Origin of the sequence: Oligoflexus sp. (assembly GCF_035712445.1) — a bacterium.
Taxonomy (GTDB): domain Bacteria; phylum Bdellovibrionota_B; class Oligoflexia; order Oligoflexales; family Oligoflexaceae; genus Oligoflexus.
On sequence record NZ_DASTAT010000131.1, the window covers coordinates 22,087 to 38,624 of the forward strand.

At 55.1% G+C, this 16,538-nt stretch carries 13 protein-coding genes; 11 read left to right on the forward strand and 2 right to left on the reverse strand.

Features of this window, described 5'->3' with window-relative positions:
- The first annotated feature begins 285 nt into the window (after window positions 1-285).
- Both VFO10_RS27690 and VFO10_RS27695 read left to right on the forward strand, forming a co-directional pair.
- Complete coding sequence (locus VFO10_RS27690; protein WP_325145262.1) at window positions 286-2,676, forward strand: ribonucleoside-diphosphate reductase subunit alpha; 2,391 nt, start codon at window positions 286-288, stop codon at window positions 2,674-2,676.
- Window positions 2,677-2,687: 11 nt separating this feature from the next.
- Complete coding sequence (locus VFO10_RS27695) at window positions 2,688-3,686, forward strand: ribonucleotide-diphosphate reductase subunit beta (RefSeq protein ID WP_325145263.1); 999 nt, start codon at window positions 2,688-2,690, stop codon at window positions 3,684-3,686.
- A 90-nt stretch (window positions 3,687-3,776) separates the two neighbouring features.
- On the opposite strand, the gene VFO10_RS27700 is transcribed toward VFO10_RS27695, so the two are convergent.
- On the reverse strand, window positions 3,777-4,757 hold the full coding sequence (locus VFO10_RS27700) for a DUF805 domain-containing protein (protein WP_325145264.1): 981 nt from the start codon (window positions 4,755-4,757) through the stop codon (window positions 3,777-3,779).
- A 145-nt stretch (window positions 4,758-4,902) separates the two neighbouring features.
- Here VFO10_RS27700 and VFO10_RS27705 point away from each other — a divergent pair, with 145 nt between their 5' ends.
- The gene (locus tag VFO10_RS27705) at window positions 4,903-5,853 is read left to right on the forward strand and encodes a hypothetical protein (protein WP_325145265.1); all 951 of its coding nucleotides are present in this window, start codon (window positions 4,903-4,905) and stop codon (window positions 5,851-5,853) included.
- Window positions 5,854-5,886: 33 nt separating this feature from the next.
- On the opposite strand, the gene rfaE2 is transcribed toward VFO10_RS27705, so the two are convergent.
- Window positions 5,887-7,380, reverse strand: coding sequence for a D-glycero-beta-D-manno-heptose 1-phosphate adenylyltransferase (rfaE2, locus tag VFO10_RS27710; RefSeq protein WP_325145266.1), 1,494 nt, complete (start codon window positions 7,378-7,380; stop codon window positions 5,887-5,889).
- 248 nt (window positions 7,381-7,628) lie between these two features.
- On the opposite strand from rfaE2, the gene VFO10_RS27715 reads away from it, so the two are divergent.
- The 8 genes from VFO10_RS27715 to VFO10_RS27750 are packed head-to-tail and all read left to right on the forward strand — an operon-like array spanning window position 7,629 to window position 16,536.
- Complete coding sequence (locus VFO10_RS27715; protein ID WP_325145267.1) at window positions 7,629-9,965, forward strand: tetratricopeptide repeat protein; 2,337 nt, start codon at window positions 7,629-7,631, stop codon at window positions 9,963-9,965.
- Window positions 9,966-9,975: 10 nt separating this feature from the next.
- Window positions 9,976-11,094 carry a sigma-54 dependent transcriptional regulator gene (locus VFO10_RS27720; RefSeq protein WP_325145268.1) on the forward strand — a complete coding sequence of 373 codons (1,119 nt, stop codon included), beginning with the start codon at window positions 9,976-9,978 and terminating at the stop codon, window positions 11,092-11,094.
- Window positions 11,091-11,525 carry a flagellar basal body rod protein FlgB gene (flgB, locus tag VFO10_RS27725; RefSeq protein ID WP_325145269.1) on the forward strand — a complete coding sequence of 145 codons (435 nt, stop codon included), beginning with the start codon at window positions 11,091-11,093 and terminating at the stop codon, window positions 11,523-11,525. Before VFO10_RS27720 ends, flgB begins: the two co-directional genes overlap by 4 nt.
- Entirely contained in the window at window positions 11,522-11,965 is a 444-nt protein-coding gene (gene flgC, locus VFO10_RS27730; RefSeq protein ID WP_325145270.1) for a flagellar basal body rod protein FlgC, read from the forward strand. The genes flgB and flgC overlap by 4 nt, the downstream gene beginning before the upstream one ends.
- Window positions 11,966-11,980: 15 nt before the next feature.
- Window positions 11,981-12,313: a flagellar hook-basal body complex protein FliE gene (gene fliE, locus VFO10_RS27735; protein ID WP_325145271.1), complete on the forward strand. Its 333-nt coding sequence runs from the start codon at window positions 11,981-11,983 to the stop codon at window positions 12,311-12,313.
- A 29-nt stretch (window positions 12,314-12,342) separates the two neighbouring features.
- A complete protein-coding gene (gene fliF / locus VFO10_RS27740; RefSeq protein ID WP_325145285.1) occupies window positions 12,343-13,953 on the forward strand; it encodes a flagellar basal-body MS-ring/collar protein FliF in 1,611 nt (536 codons plus the stop codon).
- A 10-nt stretch (window positions 13,954-13,963) separates the two neighbouring features.
- Window positions 13,964-15,175 (forward strand): FliH/SctL family protein, encoded by a 1,212-nt coding sequence (locus VFO10_RS27745; RefSeq protein ID WP_325145272.1) that lies wholly within the window; start codon window positions 13,964-13,966, stop codon window positions 15,173-15,175.
- Window positions 15,175-16,536, forward strand: coding sequence for a FliI/YscN family ATPase (locus VFO10_RS27750; protein ID WP_325145286.1), 1,362 nt, complete (start codon window positions 15,175-15,177; stop codon window positions 16,534-16,536). The genes VFO10_RS27745 and VFO10_RS27750 overlap by 1 nt, the downstream gene beginning before the upstream one ends.
- Window positions 16,537-16,538 lie beyond the last annotated feature (2 nt).

Below are 16,538 nucleotides of genomic sequence, written 5' to 3' on the forward strand. Positions count from 1 at the left end.
TAAACTCTAGCGGCCGGGTGCGGCGTGCAGCCTGGGGGAGCCCATGCTCTCTTCTGCCAGCAGCCGAATACCCCAGCGGGATTCAAGTTCCCGCACATGAGACACAACAATCCAGATATATACGATATAGAAAGCGATGCACCGGATCGCAGGGAATTTTTTTTTCTTTGAAACCCTGCTCTGGCGCTGCTCAAGGCGTGGCTTTTGCATGAAAAGCCGGCGCCAATAAGAAAAGGCTTTAGGCCGTCAGGTCAACCTTCATAGCTCTAGTCGAGAGGAACTGCCATGAGTCTTCACACGCCCAGCAGCACAGCCACTGCCCCCGCAGATGCCAACCTTGGCCTGCGCCGTGAACGTTCCATTTTCATTCGGAAAAGGAATGGCGACAGGGAGCCGCTGAACACCACGAAACTCCGCGACTCCATCGCCTCGCTCTGTCATGGTCTCCATGAAGTGGATGCGGATCGGATCCTGGAAAAAGTGGTGAATGGACTCTACGACGGTGCCACGAGCGAAGAGATTGATAAACTTGTCATGCACACGACGGCCATGCTGATCGCCGACGAACCGGAATATTCGCGCCTGGCTGCACGTCAGCTGCATCAGTTCGTTCTGGATGAAGTGGCCAAGCTGAAAGTCCGCAGCTTCTCGGAATCCATTCAGCACGGCTATGACGTCGGCCTGCTTGCAGAGAATACCTACAATTTCGTGATGGAACATCGTGAGCAGCTCGACCTTGCGATCGACCACCGCCGTTCCGAGCTTTTTGAATACTTCGGTATTCGCACCGTCTATGACCGCTATCTTCTGAAAGACCCGGAAAAACGCTGGGTTTTCGAAACGCCGCAGTATTTCTTCCTGCGCGTCGCCTGCGGCCTGTCCTTGACTGTGAAGGAAGCGATCGAATTCTACGACCTGATCTCGTCGTTCGCCTACATGCCCAGCACGCCGACTCTTTTCAACTCCGGCACGCGTCGTCCGCAGATGAGCTCCTGCTATCTGCTCGATTCGCCTGATGATAGTCTGGAATCCATCTATGATAAGTACAAAGATGTCGCCATGCTCTCGAAATTCGCCGGCGGCATCGGCCTCGCCTATCACCGGGTTCGCGCCCAGGGTTCTTTGATCCGCGGAACCAACGGCAAAAGCAATGGCATCATCCCTTTCCTGAAAACTCTCGACTCGTCCGTCTCGGCGGTGAATCAGGGCGGCAAGCGCAAAGGCGCGGCCTGTATTTACTTGGAAACATGGCACGCCGATATTTTGGATTTCCTGCAGCTTCGTGACAACACGGGCGACGAGCAGCGCCGCACGCACAACCTGAACCTCGCCAACTGGATTCCTGATCTTTTCATGAAGCGCGTGGAAAGCGACGGCCAGTGGTCGCTCTTCGATCCAGCAGAGGTGCCGCATTTCACCGACCTCTTCGGTGACGCCTTTGAGGAAGCGTATCTTTCTGCAGAACGCGAAGGCATGGCCAAGGCCCGTATTCCTGCCCGTGAACTTTATGCCGCGATGATGAAATCGCTCGCGCAGACCGGTAACGGCTGGATGACCTTCAAGGACGCCAGCAACAAAAAGTGCAATCAGACCGGCAAAAATCCGGCCAACGTTGTGCACCTGTCGAACCTCTGTACAGAAATCATCGAAATCACGTCGAAAGATGAGACCGCCGTCTGTAACCTGGGTTCGATCAACCTTGCGAATTACGTCGAAGACAAAACAATCAATTATGCCAAGCTGCGTGAAAATGCCCGCGTGGCCGTGAAGTACCTGGATCGCGTGATCGATATCAACTTCTATCCGATCGCTCCCGCGGCCGCCTCGAACCATAAATGGCGTCCGGTTGGCCTCGGTCTGATGGGTCTGCAGGATGCCTTCTTTAAGCTCCAGCTGCCCTTCGACAGCGAAGCCGCGCGTGAAATCTCGCGCCGCGTCCAGGAAGAGATTTACTTCGCTGCCCTGGAAGAATCCTGCGCTCTGGCCAAGGAATTCGGTCCGCATCCTTCGTATGAGGACACCCGAGCCGCAGACGGTGTGCTGCAATTCGACCTTTGGAACGTCACCCCTACGGATCCAGCCCGCTGGCAGGCCCTGCGTGAGAAAATCAAGACCTACGGCCTGCGCAACTCGCTGCTGATCGCGATCGCGCCCACAGCGACCATCGCCTCCATCTGCGGCGCCTATGAGTGCATCGAGCCTCAGGTTTCGAACCTCTTCAAACGCGAGACCCTGTCGGGTGAATTCATCCAGATCAATACCTATCTGGTGAAGGCTCTGAAGGAACTCGACCTTTGGAATGAGTCGATTCGTAACAAGATCAAGGTGGCCGAGGGTTCGATCCAGGGTATCGACGAGATTCCCGAAAGCATCCGCGCCGTCTACCGCACAGCCTGGGAAATTCCGCAGAAATCGCTGGTTGACATGGCTGCCGAGCGCGGAGCGTACATTGACCAGAGTCAATCGCTCAACCTCTTCAGCGAGAGCCCGACGATCGGAAAACTGTCCTCGATGTACAATTATGCCTGGAAAAAAGGTCTGAAGACGACGTATTATCTGCGTTCAAGACCAGCAACCAAGATCAATAAAACCACAGTGCAGACGCAAGCGCCCACTGCCGTCGCTGCGATTGCCTGTTCCCTTGAAAACCCAGAAGCCTGCGAAGCCTGTACGTGAGGAGTGAACGAATGCTGTTAAGTCCTGGGATGGATTTGACCCTGAGACCGATGAAGTATCCTTTGTTTTTTGAAATGTATAAGGATGCCATCAAAAACACCTGGACCGTTGAGGAAGTCGACTTCACAACGGACGTGGGTGACCTGAGGGACAAGCTGTCTGATGCCGAGAAACATTTGATCAAGCGCCTTGTGGCCTTTTTCGCCACCGGGGATTCGATTGTATCAAACAATCTCGTCTTGAATCTTTACAAGCATATCAATTCACCCGAAGCGCGCATGTATCTGTCGCGTCAGCTTTATGAAGAAGCACTGCATGTGCAATTCTATCTGACGCTGCTCGATACCTATCTGCCGAATGACGAGGAACGCGTCGCCGCTTTTTCGGCGATTGAGAACATCCCTTCGATTCGGCGCAAGGGCGAATTCTGCTTCCGTTGGATCGATTCGATCAACGATCTGCAGAGCCTGCAAACCGCAGCGGATCGGAAGAAATTCCTTCTGAATCTGATCTGCTTTGCGGCCTGTATCGAAGGTCTGTTCTTCTTCGCGGCCTTTGCCTATGTCTACTTCCTGCGGTCCAAGGGCCTTTTGCATGGCCTCGCTTCGGGAACGAACTGGGTCTTCCGCGATGAAAGCTGTCACATGAACTTCGCCTTCACGGTCATCGACACCGTCCGCCGTGAAGAACCCGATCTTTTTGATGACGAGCTGCGCCGCGACATTACCCGTATGATCGACGAAGCCGTGGAATGCGAAATGGCCTTTGCAGAAGACGTCCTGGGCTTCGGCATTGCCGGACTTTCGGAAAAGGATATGCGCTCGTATCTTGAATACGTCGCCGATCAGCGTCTCGTAACCCTGGGCATCGCGCCTGTTTATATGTCCAAGAACCCTTTTGATTTCATGGAACTGCAGGACGTGCAGGAACTGACCAATTTCTTTGAACGCCGTGTCTCCGCCTACCAGGTCGGTGTCACGGGCGAGGTCAGCTTTAACGAAGACTTCTAAGACCCCCTCCAACGGTCTGGATCTTTTCCCCTTCGTAACCCAACCCAAGCGTCTGGATTTTTGATCCAGGCGCGTCCATCCTTCTGCACGTCAGCTGCTTTTTCCAGCCGCCTTGCATTCGGCCTCCAGTTTTCCGGTCAATTCCTGGACTCCAGGATCCTGAGCCACATCACTATAAAGAGCCGAATAGCGTTTTTGCACTTTCAGAGCTTGACAGGGCTGATTCAGCTGACGATAGGCATCCCTAAGATTCAGCGGAATGCTTTGCATTTTGGGCTTGAGACGCAGAACGCTTTCAAAATCTTTCGCCGCCTTGGCCAGATCCCCGCGAGTCTCATAGAGCATGCCCCTCCAGGCAAAGTAGTCGGCATCCTCAGGATGGGCTTCGATCAGATCGCTGATAATTTTTTCAGCCCGAGGAAAATCATCCAATCTCTTGGCGGCATCAAAAGCTGCCCAGTTCAGTTGCACGACCTTATCCGGACATTGCGCTTGGAACTTTTGTTCCAGATCCAGGACGTCCTGATAATGCCGGGATTGGAGATAGGCTTGAGCAAGGTTATAGGCTGACTGCGCATGGCAGGGTGTTTCCTTCAGGCGTTTTTGCAGCCCGATCTCGGACATGGTATAGGCCGTTGGCACCTGGCGCGTGATCTTTTCCACTGTATTGAAGTAACGAAGTCCAAGGCTGAGGCCCAAAAGGAGCAGCGCCGTGACGAGCGGAGCCGTAAATTCGGAGCCGGAATCAAGGGGCGGAGGCCCATAGGGATTGGGCTCCTGACTGCCTTTCGAAAGGAGCAGCAGCCCCATGAAATAAATGTTCGCAAGGGGCACCAGGAGCCACAAAGCCCGGTATCCCGGGATATTGAGGTCGCGGAACCGTCCAGCGGCCAGACTCAGATGCCAAAGACTAATACCCGTGGAAATAAGCAGGAAAAGCAGAGTAGGGAGGGGATTGCGACTTCCCACAGTGGCATAGCCTACGCCAAGAAATCCGAGCAACGCCCAGACAAAGAGTGTAGCTTTCAGATAAACGCTGCGGGAAATTCTCTGGGAAAACGCTCCTTGCATGTCAGACTCCTTCGTCACGATCGATGGCTGACAAGCGACCCGGCCTTTTATTGCGGGTTGAGCATTCTTACTTTTCGGAAAGTGGGGTTCAATTGGAGAGGGAGTGCCGATAAGAAACTGTGAAAATCCATTTGGAGAGCCACTTTTGCCGGGCATTTGCTTACTGCTGTTCCTTCTGCTTCTGCCCTGCGTGGCGGACGCTCAAAGCAATAGTTTGGATCCTCGCACACCCATCGTCGAGGACTTCGTGAAGCAGAGGGCCCAGAACCCCGGGCTCTATCAATCGCCTCCGATCAACCACATCGTGCCCTCGCATAACACCATCACCTATGCCGGACAGTTTGAAGAGGTGAACCTGAAGCTGATGCAGGAGCCGGAAGGCCTGACCGCTGTGAATCCGAATAATGCCGTGACGGTCACAGGTTATAAGATGGAACCGCACCTCGCCCTTTCGCTGAAAAACATCGCGATCGGATTTTCCATCGAACGTTCGAAACTCGCCGAAGAGTGGACCTATGGCGACGCTTATAACAGTTTTCAGAGAAAACAAAAATCGACTCTCGAAACCAGCGGCCTCGGATTGAATCTCGCATTTGTGCCCTTCCCGAAAATGCATAAGAAACTCCGTCTCGCCATGATCCTCGGCGGCAAGAGTTTGAATGCGAAGCATGGCGTCAGCTATGTCAAATCATTAAATGGGCCGGTTTCCATTGAAAATGCGGATATGCAAAGCTTCCGTTACACGGTCAACTACTACGAGGCCGGACTCAACCTCAGCTGGTTCGTCCTGAAGCGCTTTGCCATCGTTCCCTGGGCTGATTATGCGATGTATGATGTCGCGGGCGCGCAGGCGATTTTCAATTCTGAGAAATATTCGAGCGGGGAACTGAAGGCCGTCATGGAAAATGACCTCGACCTTTTTTTCCTGAGCTATCCCAAGTTTCGTTACGGCCTGGATTTTTCCGTGCAGGTGCTCGGTTTGGAAGTGAGGATCGGCGGACTGCTCGGAACTCTGGCGAATCTGAACAAATCCGTCGATTACATTGAAGATAAATCGGTTACCATCAGCGTGTCGGTCGAACAAAAAGGCAATTAGGCGTCCAGCCCCACGCGCCCAGCCAAAAGCCAACTAAGCATCCAGCCCCACGCCCTTGTTCTCCTTCACCCGACGCACGATATCGCTGGTCGACAGACCTTCCACAAAAGGAATGCGTTCCACCGTTCCACCGTTCGCCTGCACGACATCCGCGCCTACGATCTGATGCACTTCGTAGTCAGCACCTTTCACCAAAACATCCGGCATGATCTCCGCGATCAAGCGGGCCGGAGTATCTTCATCGAAGGGCACGACGAAATCCACGCACTGGAGCGCCGCGAGCAGACGCATGCGCTGATCACAGGAAATGATCGGCCGGCTGGCGCCTTTGAGTTCCCGCACGGATCGGTCGGTATTCACACCGATCACGAGCAAGTGACCACGCGAACGCGCCTCTTCCAGATAGGAAATGTGCCCGGCATGCAGGATATCAAAGCAGCCGTTGGTGAAGACGACCTTCTGGGCCCGCTTGCCAATGGGACCAATCGCGGCCTTCACATCGCGGCTGTCCATGATCTTATTCGTGGTTTGGGTGAATCCAAAATGATGCTGGGTTTCCTCGCGCTCCAGAGCCTCGATCAGCTCATGCCGAAGGATAGGCTGCGTGCCCCACTTTTCCACGACGCGGCCGGCGGCGGTATTGGCGAGGCGCATGGCTTCAAAAAGGGAAAGTTTCGCACCCAGGCCCAGAGCCATGATCGAAACCACAGTATCACCGGCGCCCGAGACATCGAAAACCTCGCGCGTCACAGCGGGAAGATGCTGCTTCTCATGGGTTTTGCCTGCCAGTCCGAGCATCCCTTCGGCGCCCAGGGTGACGAGGATATTTTCAATCTGATAGTTCTTATAGAGCTGCTCAGCCAATTCATGAGCCGGAATCTGGGCGCTGCTGTCAAGACTCAGGGCATCACAGGCTTCCTTGCGATTGGGCGTCACCAGCGTGGCGCCTGCATACTGGCTATAGTCCTTGCCCTTGGGATCTATGACGACGGGAACTTGACGCTGACGGGCAAGTTTAATCAATCGCTGCAGAAATTCACGAGGCAGGCCGCCTTTACCATAATCACTGAGCAGCATCACATCGAAATTTTGCTTTTCCACATATTGATAAAGATCATCCTGCATCCACTGCGGGATGGACTTCACTTCTTCCCAGTCCACGCGCACCAGCTGCTGATGATTGGCGGTGATGCGCGTTTTGCGGACAGTCGGACGCTCGGGATCGGTGAAGACACCTTTCACATCCACGCTATCCGCTTTCAAGAGCTGCCGCAGTTGATCCGCGGCTCCATCATTCCCACAGACCCCGACCATCATGGCTTCCCCGCCGGCCAGCTGAATATTCCGGGCCACGTTCGCAGCACCGCCTGCCGTGATGGAAGTCTTGCGCACAAGATGCACTGGGACAGGCGCTTCCGGCGATATGCGATTGACGACGCCATCCAAATATTCGTCCAGTATGAGGTCGCCGATCACGGCCACGCGCACTGATTTCTGATCCCAGGCAAGTTTAGGTTTTGTCCACATTGATGTGTCCTCGTCAGCGGGAAAGGTCCATTCTCTAGAACATTTATCCATACTACCAAAGCGCGGGCAAGTCAAAGACATGACACAAAGGCATGTGATCGTCAGGCCTTTGACTCCGGCAAAGCTCGCCCAATGACGGGTTCTTGGCGCCGTCAAGTTTTAGATAATGATTTGCCACCCTTAAAATATGGCACGGCGGTTGCAATCCAAGCCTTGCCGACAATACCATTACCGAGGTCTCCGTACCCATGCGCACACTGTTTGCCGCATTGCGAATCCTTTTGCTCATCGCCCTCACCCTTGTGAGCGCCGAGGCAGGAACGCTATTTGGGAAGCAGCGTTACAGTCAAATCGTATTGCCCTTCCCGGACGAAAGGGTCTTCAGCTATCGCTATGAACCGAGCGAGCGGGCCGTCGTCCTTGAAATCCAGGGCACCCATACCAGCGAACTGGAACCCGTCTTTCACTATGATGAATCCGTCGTTCGTCGGGTTTTCTTCAAGGATCAGGGCGGCCAGGGCACCGAAGTGAAAATGGTTCTGCGCGACGATGCCGTTCGCGTCATGGTCAATAGTTTTACAGAACCTTTCCGCATCACGATTGATTTCTTTGATGCGGATTATAAGGAAACGCATGATCCGACGACCGGCCTTCCGCTGGTTCCCGTGGCTCAGGGTTCGGCCGTGGGCAGTGACGTCCCAACCTTGACTGATAGTGCGCCGACGGCTGCGCCTTCCGAATCCGTAAGTGCACTGACGGAGCCGAGCGGCAAACGCCGCCTTCTGCAGCCGCAACCCGAGGCCATTCGCACTCCTCAGGAACTCGTGGTCAAACTCAATGATACGAGCGGTGGCCTGGGTCAGTCATGGAAAACTTATCCGCCTTATATCTATCGCATACAGATCGCCACCTTCAAAACCGGCAAAAGCTATGAAGGCTGGCTGAAGCAGAATGCAGGCAAGGCGATGACCGGACCTGAAGCGATGGCCCAGTATTCCGGTCAGCTCTTTGACTTTGGTCATGAGAATCGGGCCCTCGTCGGTTACCAGAAGGTCCTGCATGATGATCCAGGCGTGTTCGATCGCAGCGCCGAGCATATCTGGAAACTGGCTGAAATTCATCTGGGTCAAGGCAACCTGACTCTTGCGGATGGATACTATGAAAGTCTTCAGCAGAAACATCCCGACAGTCCTTTGGCCGGCTTCGGTGCGATGCGCCGCCTCGATATCAAATCCATTCGTGCGATTCAGCAGGGCAAGGCCCAGGACATGGCGCAGCTGAGCAAGGGGCTTGAGGTCATTCCCACGCGTGACAATCCCGCTCTGACCGCTCTCGCCGCTCTTCGCCGCGCCTACTGGCAGATCGATGCGGCCTCGATTCAAAAGCTGATGCCTCTTTTTGAAGAACCACCGATCGTCGGTCCGAATATCATGATGCGTCTGGAAGAAAGTCGCGCAGGATCGGATAGCCCCCGCACGGCCTTTATGATCGACAGCATCATCCTCGGCAATCGCCTGAAGACGGAAGCCTGGAACGCCGATACTGCGAAAGTCGCCGGTGAATACTTCGATCGCTACAAAGGCAAGGCCACCGAACCTTTCCGCCCCCTTCTTTTGAAGCGCTGCGAATCGAGCATCCTCGTGAGCATCGATCGTCATCTGAAGGCCCAGGAATACGTGAACGTGATCACGATCATCGAAAGCCTGCCCAAGAGCATGGACGAGCTGAAGAAGACCACATCCGTGAGCTGGGCCGCCGCCGAATCCTACCGCCGCATGAAGCAGCCCTTGGCCTCGCTCCCATACTATGAGAACGCGGCGAAGACCACGGATAACAAACCCGATCAGTTCCGCGCCTGGTTCTGGCACATGCAGGCCGCCATGAAGGGCCTCGATAACGAGACGGCTCGTAAATCCGGCAAGGACGTTCTGGATCGTCTGCAAAAGAATCTCGCGGTATCCGATCGCAATGCGTGGGAAAGCTGGAAGTCCCTGACGCCTGATGAGAAAAACACGATCTTCGCGGAAATCAAGGCGGATCTGGAAGCGAACCTGACGGCACCCCAGCTGGTCCGCACCCCGCCGAAGATCCTTCTGGAAACCTGGAATCAGCAGCTCGCGACGGAAACTCCGACATCGGGCGCAGCCGTCGGCAACACCAGGGCTGAAGGCCAGCCCACGGCACGGATGATTTATCTCTTTGCCGACCTCAGCAAGCGCTTCGAGCAGCTCAGCATGGATTCCGAACGCAAGGCTTCCAAGCAGCTTCTCAGGAAGATCAATCTGAAGTCCGCGCCACCTGGCAAGGATGCTCTTCAGGTCTGGACCAATGAACTCACAGCCCTTGCCGAAGAGCATCGCCGTAACAACGATTATCTGGAGGCCGGCCGACTCTATACCCTGACCGGCACCGAAAACAATCAGTGGGAAGGTCGCGCCGAGGCTCTTTATAAAGGCGGACTCCTGCTCTACAGATCGGGCCGCCGTGACGAAGCCATGGCTGCCTTCCAAAAAGCCGCCGATGACGGCAACAACCTGTTGTATGCCGAACTTGCTAAGAAGCGTTTGGAGCAAATCCAAAGATAGGAGTGTCCTGATGAACATGAAAAGCAACAATGGTGCGATCGCTCATGATGTTGAGGAAAAAGTCAGTTCGAACGACTACCTCAACTACATGAAAGACAAACAGAGTCGCGAAAAGCAGCAGCAACAGCAGAAGCCGGCTGCCGCTCCCGCGCCTCAGGCCAATTTCATCTTTGCTGATGAAAAAATGCTGCGCATTCGTGAAATCATCAAACAGATCGCGGACGCCAACGTCCCTGTGCTGATCACCGGCGAATCCGGAACCGGCAAGGAAGTGATTGCGCGCATGATCCATATGAGCAGCAATCGCAAGGCTGATCCCTTCGTGGCGATCAACTGCGCGGCCCTGCCTCCCAATCTTCTGGAAAGCGAGCTTTTCGGCTTTGAAAAAGGCGCTTTCACAGGTGCTCACCAGCAGCACATCGGCAAGTTCGAGCAGGCCAACGGCGGCACGCTGCTTTTGGATGAAGTGACCGAAACCGATCAAAACCTCCAGGCCAAACTTCTGCGCGCTCTGCAGGAGCAGGAAATCGAGCGTATCGGCGGCAACGGCCCGATCAAGGTCAATACCCGCATCATCGCGACGACCAATCGTGACATCACCCGTTCGGTGAAAGATGGCCGCTTCCGTCAGGACCTCTTCTACCGCCTCTACGTGATTCACCTGGAAATTCCGCCCTTGCGCGAACGTCCCAAGGATGTGGAAGTTCTGACCCGTCACTTCCTGAAGGCCTTCAGCACCCAATTCAAGGGCGAGGCCGCCACGCTCACCGCGGATGCGATGCAGAAGCTTCTGAAATACACCTGGCCCGGCAACGTGCGCGAACTCCAGAACGTGATCCAGCGCGCGGTTCTGATGGCCTCGGGCAACACCATCACCGCCAAGGAATTCGTCCTTGAGCAGAAGAAGGTGGATGACGATCTGGAATGGGTCAAGCACCTGCCGATCGGCCGCAAGATGCAGGAAGTGGAAACCCAGTTCATTCTGGAAACGCTTCGCACGCATAACGGCAACCGCACGCATTCCGCGAAGACTCTGGGCATCAGCCTCAGGACCCTTCGCAACAAGATCAACGAGTTCAACCTCGAAGGTCTGGAAGTGCCCCAGCCCGCTTCAGGAAAAGCGCTATGAGCAGCTTGATTGGGGGCATGTTCACCCGCGGCGACCAAATAAAGATGGCGGCGCTGGATATGCGGCTGGAACGGCAGAACGTGCTGAACGGCAACATCGCCAACGCTGAAACCCCTGGTTATCGCGCTCTCGGCTATGACTTTGAAGAACAGCTTCAGGCTCTGGCAGGCGGTGATGAGGAATCCATGCCGATGAAAGCGGCCGATCCGCGGCACTTCCGCAGTGATCTGGTCGAGGCGGACGGCACCCTTCAGGCTGAAGTCTATGTTCGTCCCACCGAAAGCGTCGGGCAGGACGGCAACACGGTGGATGTGGATAAGGAAATGGGCGACATGGCCCAGAACCAGATCCTCTATAAGGCCACAGTGGAATTGATCAACAAGAAACTGGCGACTCTGAAATATGCCATCGCCAACGGAGGTCAGGTATGAGTTTCTTTAAGGCCATGAATATCAGTTCATCCGGCTTGGCAGCTCAACGCATTCGCATGAATGTCCTGTCATCCAACCTTGCGAATGCCAACACCACGCGCACACCGGAAGGTGGACCTTATAAGCGCGAGGACGTGGTCTTTGCGGCCAACCCGGCCAGCGGCAGCCCCTTCGAAGGTTTTTTGGATGAAGATACCGGCACGCAGCTGAAAAAGGTGCAGGTCGTCGATATCCATAAGGACACCAAGGCTCCGCGCATGGTTCTCGATCCTTCGCATCCCGATGCGAATGCCGACGGCTATGTGGCGATGCCCAATATCCAGGTGATGAGCGAGATGGTGAACATGATCGCCGCCACCCGTGCCTTTGAAGCCAATACAACGGCTTTGAATGCTTCCAAGAGCATGGCGAATACCGCCATCGAAATCGGTCGCGTCTAATAGGAGCCTTGAGCGATGCAACGCATAACATCATCGCTGCGCTTCGGCAGTGAAATCCTCGGCGAGCTGCGCGATCTGAAAGCGCAGAAACAATTCGAAAGCGCCGGTCAGGGTGAAGAAAAGCCGAAGACGAGTTTTATGGATCATCTGAAAACGGCCGTCGAGGAAGTGAACCAGGGTCAGATTTCGGCGGATAAAAAAGCCACCGACCTTGCCAATGGCAAGGATACGAATATCCACGAGACCATGCTGGCCGCTTCGCAAGCCGAACTGTCTTTCAACCTGATGGTGCAGGTGCGGAATAAAGCCCTGGAAGCCTATCAGGAAGTCATGCGCATGCCTGTTTAATCTGCTGTTGAGGGGTGACCGTGGAAAGAATGAATGACTTTTTCAGGAACCTCAGTCAACGCCTGGGGGGCTTTTGGCAGTCGCTGAATGGCCCGAAGAAAATCGCGGTCATGGCCGCGGTCGCGCTCCTGCTCGGCGGCCTTATTTCGCTCTTCTTCGTGGGCGATCGCACCGAGATGGCCTATCTCTATCCCAATCTCTCGGAAACCGACAACAACGAAATCGCTTCGGAACTGCGCAAGCAACGCGTTTCGAACTTCATCATCGACGACAAAGGCATCAAGGTTCCAGCGGAACAGGTGATGCCTTTGCGTTTGAAATTGGCCCAGGAAGGCCTGCCGACCCGCGGCATGATCGGCTGGGAGAAATTCGACGATCAGGATTTTACGCGAACCGAATTCGAGCAGAACATCAATCGGCTGCGCGCTATCCAAGGCGAGCTGGCGCGAACCATCAGTTCCATTGAAGGCATCACCTCGGCACGCGTGCATATCGTGATGCCCAAAAAAGCCCTCTTCCAGGAAGATGAGCAGGAACCCACGGCCGCGATCTATATCAAGGTTCAACGCGGCAAGGAACCGAGCCAGAAGCAGATTCGCGGCATCACCCATCTCGTGTCCCGCTCTGTCGAAGGCATGAAGCCCGAGAAGGTCACGATCATCGACCAGGAAGGCAAGATGCTGACCAAAATCGAGTCCGATGATCCGACGACCAAGCTCACTCAGGAAATGACCTCCTATCGCCGCACCATCGAAGCGGAGATGACCAGTAAAATCAAAACTCTGGTAGGCCGCATCGTCGGCCAGGATCGCGTCGATGCCAAGGTCGATGTCGATGTGGACTTCACCCAGGAAGAGCAGACCATCAATGATATAGATCCGGATAAGGTGGTGGTGATTTCCTCGAACGTCAACAATCAGGAAATGGCCGGCAATGGCCTGAATCCCACGGGCATTCCCGGCGCCAAATCCAATGTTCCTGGTGAGCAGGAGGATCTGGCCGTCAACTCCAATTCCACCAAAAGCAAAAGAGCCAGTGAGCGGGTCAACTATGAAGTTTCGAAGACCAAACGTCACAAGGTTCTTCCCGTGGGTACGATCAAGCGCATTTCCGCGGCTGTGATCGTCGATGGAACACAGATCTATCCTTCCGATGGAACCGCCCCTGAATTCCAGGCGCGCGCACCCGACGAAATGCGCAAGATCGAGGACCTCGTGCGCTCCGCCATCGGCTTCAAGGATGGCCGTGATGAGGTGAAGGTTCATAACCTGATGTTCGAACTCGCGGCGACCCAGGTTCAGGCCATCAAAGAGAAAAAGCAGGAAAACCGCAAATACATCTCGACCCTGGTCGTGTCCTCGGTCATCGCCCTGGCCCTGGTCTTCTTCTTCGCCTTCATCGTCCGTCCTTACTTCCGCTGGCTGTCCTATGATCCCGAGCGGAAACGGAAAGAGGAGATCGTCGAGGAATTCAAGCCCGACTTGGAGATGGGCGGTATCCAGAACGTGCAGGTGAAAGAGGACGTGCCCTTCGAGAAGCTTTCGCCGCAGGAACAGATCCTTTATCTGGCCAAGCATGAGCCGGCCCGGACCACGGAAGCTCTGCGGATACTCCTGAACCCGCATCAATCGTCTCACTGAGGTTTGAAGCATGCTGAATCAGGCCAACAATCGCAGCCACGGGCGCTTCATCAAAAAGGATGATCCTGTGCGCAAGGTGATGAACATCAGTGAATTCAATCTGATGGAAATCTGCGACAAGCCCGTGACCTATCATGATAACGCCAATGCCAATATCATCCATAACCGCCTTCACGCGGAAGAGGAGCTGGCCGAAGGCGTACGGGATTCCTACGAAATCAATATGAGCTTCCCGCACGAACTGCGTCCGGTCATTCGCCCTCTCGACTTCACCGAAGAGTGGAAGAAGCAGAAAAAAAGAATGGCCAACCGGCATCACCGGCTGGAAGAGGAAGAGGAATTCGAGCTGGATGTGACCAGCCTTTTGAAAGAGAACAAGATCGACTTCAAAAAGGCGACCTTCAGGGTCATTGAAACCGCGATGCCGCAGCAGAAAAAGGATGTGAAGGAAGCCAAGCCGGCCGTAAACCTTTTCCCGCAGGCCATGCCGGTGAAGGCCAATGTCGAAGCCAAGGCCGCAGCTCCTGCGCCTCAACCCGCGCGTCCCGCGGCGCAAAAAGCTCCCCCGCCGCCTGCACCCGAGCCGACGCATCATACGCAGGCCGATGCCGATGACTTTGTTCCCTATGCCCCGACCCGCGACCGGGCGAATCCCGAAGCCCAGGTGCAAAGAATGGAGCCGCCGAAGCTGACCGAAGAGGAAAAGGAAACGCTGCGCAATGAAGCGCGGGCTGAAGGTTATCAGCAGGGCTTTCAGCAGGGCGAGGAAAAAGGCACGCTGAGCGCCCAGGACAAAATCACGGCCATCACGGATGAACTGGCCAATATCATGGAAAATCTTCAGGGCATGCAGAAATCCATCCTGACCCATGTTCAGGAGAATTTTCTCATGATCTGCCAAAGCTTTCTGGAAGCGCTTTTGCACCGGGAGTTCAAGGTCAATCCTGAATCCTTCGGCGCTGTGATCGAACGGGCCATCTCGGATGCCCTGCCGGATGATGAGTTCATCATTCATGTGAGCCCCCAGGCTTTTCAGGATCTGAGCAACTGGTCGAATCCCGAAATGCGCCGCCGTCTGCGGGTGGATGACAAACTGCAGAATGACCACTTCCGCGTCGAAGGCAAGCACTCCGTGATAGACGGGGATCTGCCGAAAGTGATTCGCGACCTTTTGGATCAGGCGGATATTCAACTGTTTGAAAGCAAGGAAAAGGCGGGTTGATGCAAGACCTCCGGAATCTCAGGCGTCTCGACGCTGGCCATCTGAAGGCCAGCTTTCAGTCCATTCCCTGGTCCTTTCACGGGAAAGTCGCCGAAATCGTCGGCACCCTGATCGAAGCCACCCTTCCTGGCTGTCACATGGGGTCCATCGTCAGCATCAAAGCGAGCGATCGCAAGGATCCCATCATTGCCGAAGTCGTTGGTTTCCGGCGCGATCGGGTTCTGCTGCTCCCCTATTCGCATTTGAATGGCGTCTCGCCAGGATCAACGATTCAAACCGTGCGTTCCTTTACGCAGGTGCCCGTCGGTGATTATCTTTTAGGTCATGTTATAGATGCCTTCATGAATCGACTGGACGGCGGGGATCTGTCCGCGCCGGAAACCAGCGAACTCTTCGACATTGATGCACCCGCACCCAATCCCATCGAAAGGGCGCGCATCGAACGTCCCTTGAGCCTTGGCATCCGCGCGATGGATGCGCTTCTGACTTTCGGTGAAGGGCAAAGGATAGGTATCAGCGCCGGATCAGGCGTGGGGAAATCCGTGCTGATGGGCATGATCGCCAAGCACAGTGAGGCCGATGTGAACGTCATTGCCCTGATCGGTGAACGGGGTCGTGAGGTCCGTGAATTTATCGAACGCGATCTGGGTCCCGAGGGTCTGCGGCGTTCCGTCGTCGTGATCGTAACTGGCGATCAATCGCCCCTGATGCGGATTCGCGGAGCCAAGCTCGCGCAAACCATCGCCGAATATTTTTCCGCGCAGGGTAAACGCGTGATGCTGATGGTCGATAGCCTGACCCGCGTAGCGATGGCCCAAAGGGAAATCGGCAACGCCGTCGGCGAACCACCGACGACCAAAGGCTATACACCCTCGGTCTTTTCCCTTTTGCCGAAGCTTTTGGAACGTGCCGGCCCGCAACCCCGGGGCCATGGACCGATCAGCGGTCTTTATACGGTGCTGGTCGATGGTGATGATTTCAATGATCCCATTGCCGATGCGGTGCGCTCCATTCTGGACGGTCATATCAACCTGACTCGTGAACTCGCGATGAAGGGGCATTTCCCGGCCATCGACATCACATCGAGCGCCAGTCGTGTGATGACCGATATCGTCTCGCAGGGCCACTGGCAGCAGGCGAATTATTTCCGTGAACTCCTTGGTGTTTATAACAGCAGCCTCGATATGATTCAGATCGGCGCCTATCATCCCGGCACCAATCCGAAACTGGATGAGGCCCTGCGCATTATGCCTCTCATGGAAGCCTTCCTGAAGCAGGGCATCCTTGAATCGACGCGCATGGACGATGCCATGACCGGACTCCGTCGCGTGCTCTCGGGCATGCCGCATAAAGGTAACTAAGC

Excerpts from the sequence above, each read along its gene's own strand:
- VFO10_RS27690 (WP_325145262.1), top strand. The coding sequence starts at position 286 with ATGAGTCTTCACACGCCCAGCAGCACAGCCACTGCCCCCGCAGATGCC.
- VFO10_RS27695 (WP_325145263.1), top strand. The coding sequence starts at position 2,688 with ATGCTGTTAAGTCCTGGGATGGATTTGACCCTGAGACCGATGAAGTAT.
- VFO10_RS27700 (WP_325145264.1), bottom strand. The coding sequence starts at position 4,757 with ATGCAAGGAGCGTTTTCCCAGAGAATTTCCCGCAGCGTTTATCTGAAA.
- rfaE2 (WP_325145266.1), bottom strand. The coding sequence starts at position 7,380 with ATGTGGACAAAACCTAAACTTGCCTGGGATCAGAAATCAGTGCGCGTG.
- VFO10_RS27715 (WP_325145267.1), top strand. The coding sequence starts at position 7,629 with ATGCGCACACTGTTTGCCGCATTGCGAATCCTTTTGCTCATCGCCCTC.
- VFO10_RS27720 (WP_325145268.1), top strand. The coding sequence starts at position 9,976 with ATGAACATGAAAAGCAACAATGGTGCGATCGCTCATGATGTTGAGGAA.
- flgB (WP_325145269.1), top strand. The coding sequence starts at position 11,091 with ATGAGCAGCTTGATTGGGGGCATGTTCACCCGCGGCGACCAAATAAAG.
- flgC (WP_325145270.1), top strand. The coding sequence starts at position 11,522 with ATGAGTTTCTTTAAGGCCATGAATATCAGTTCATCCGGCTTGGCAGCT.
- fliE (WP_325145271.1), top strand. The coding sequence starts at position 11,981 with ATGCAACGCATAACATCATCGCTGCGCTTCGGCAGTGAAATCCTCGGC.
- fliF (WP_325145285.1), top strand. The coding sequence starts at position 12,343 with ATGAATGACTTTTTCAGGAACCTCAGTCAACGCCTGGGGGGCTTTTGG.
- VFO10_RS27745 (WP_325145272.1), top strand. The coding sequence starts at position 13,964 with ATGCTGAATCAGGCCAACAATCGCAGCCACGGGCGCTTCATCAAAAAG.
- VFO10_RS27750 (WP_325145286.1), top strand. The coding sequence starts at position 15,175 with ATGCAAGACCTCCGGAATCTCAGGCGTCTCGACGCTGGCCATCTGAAG.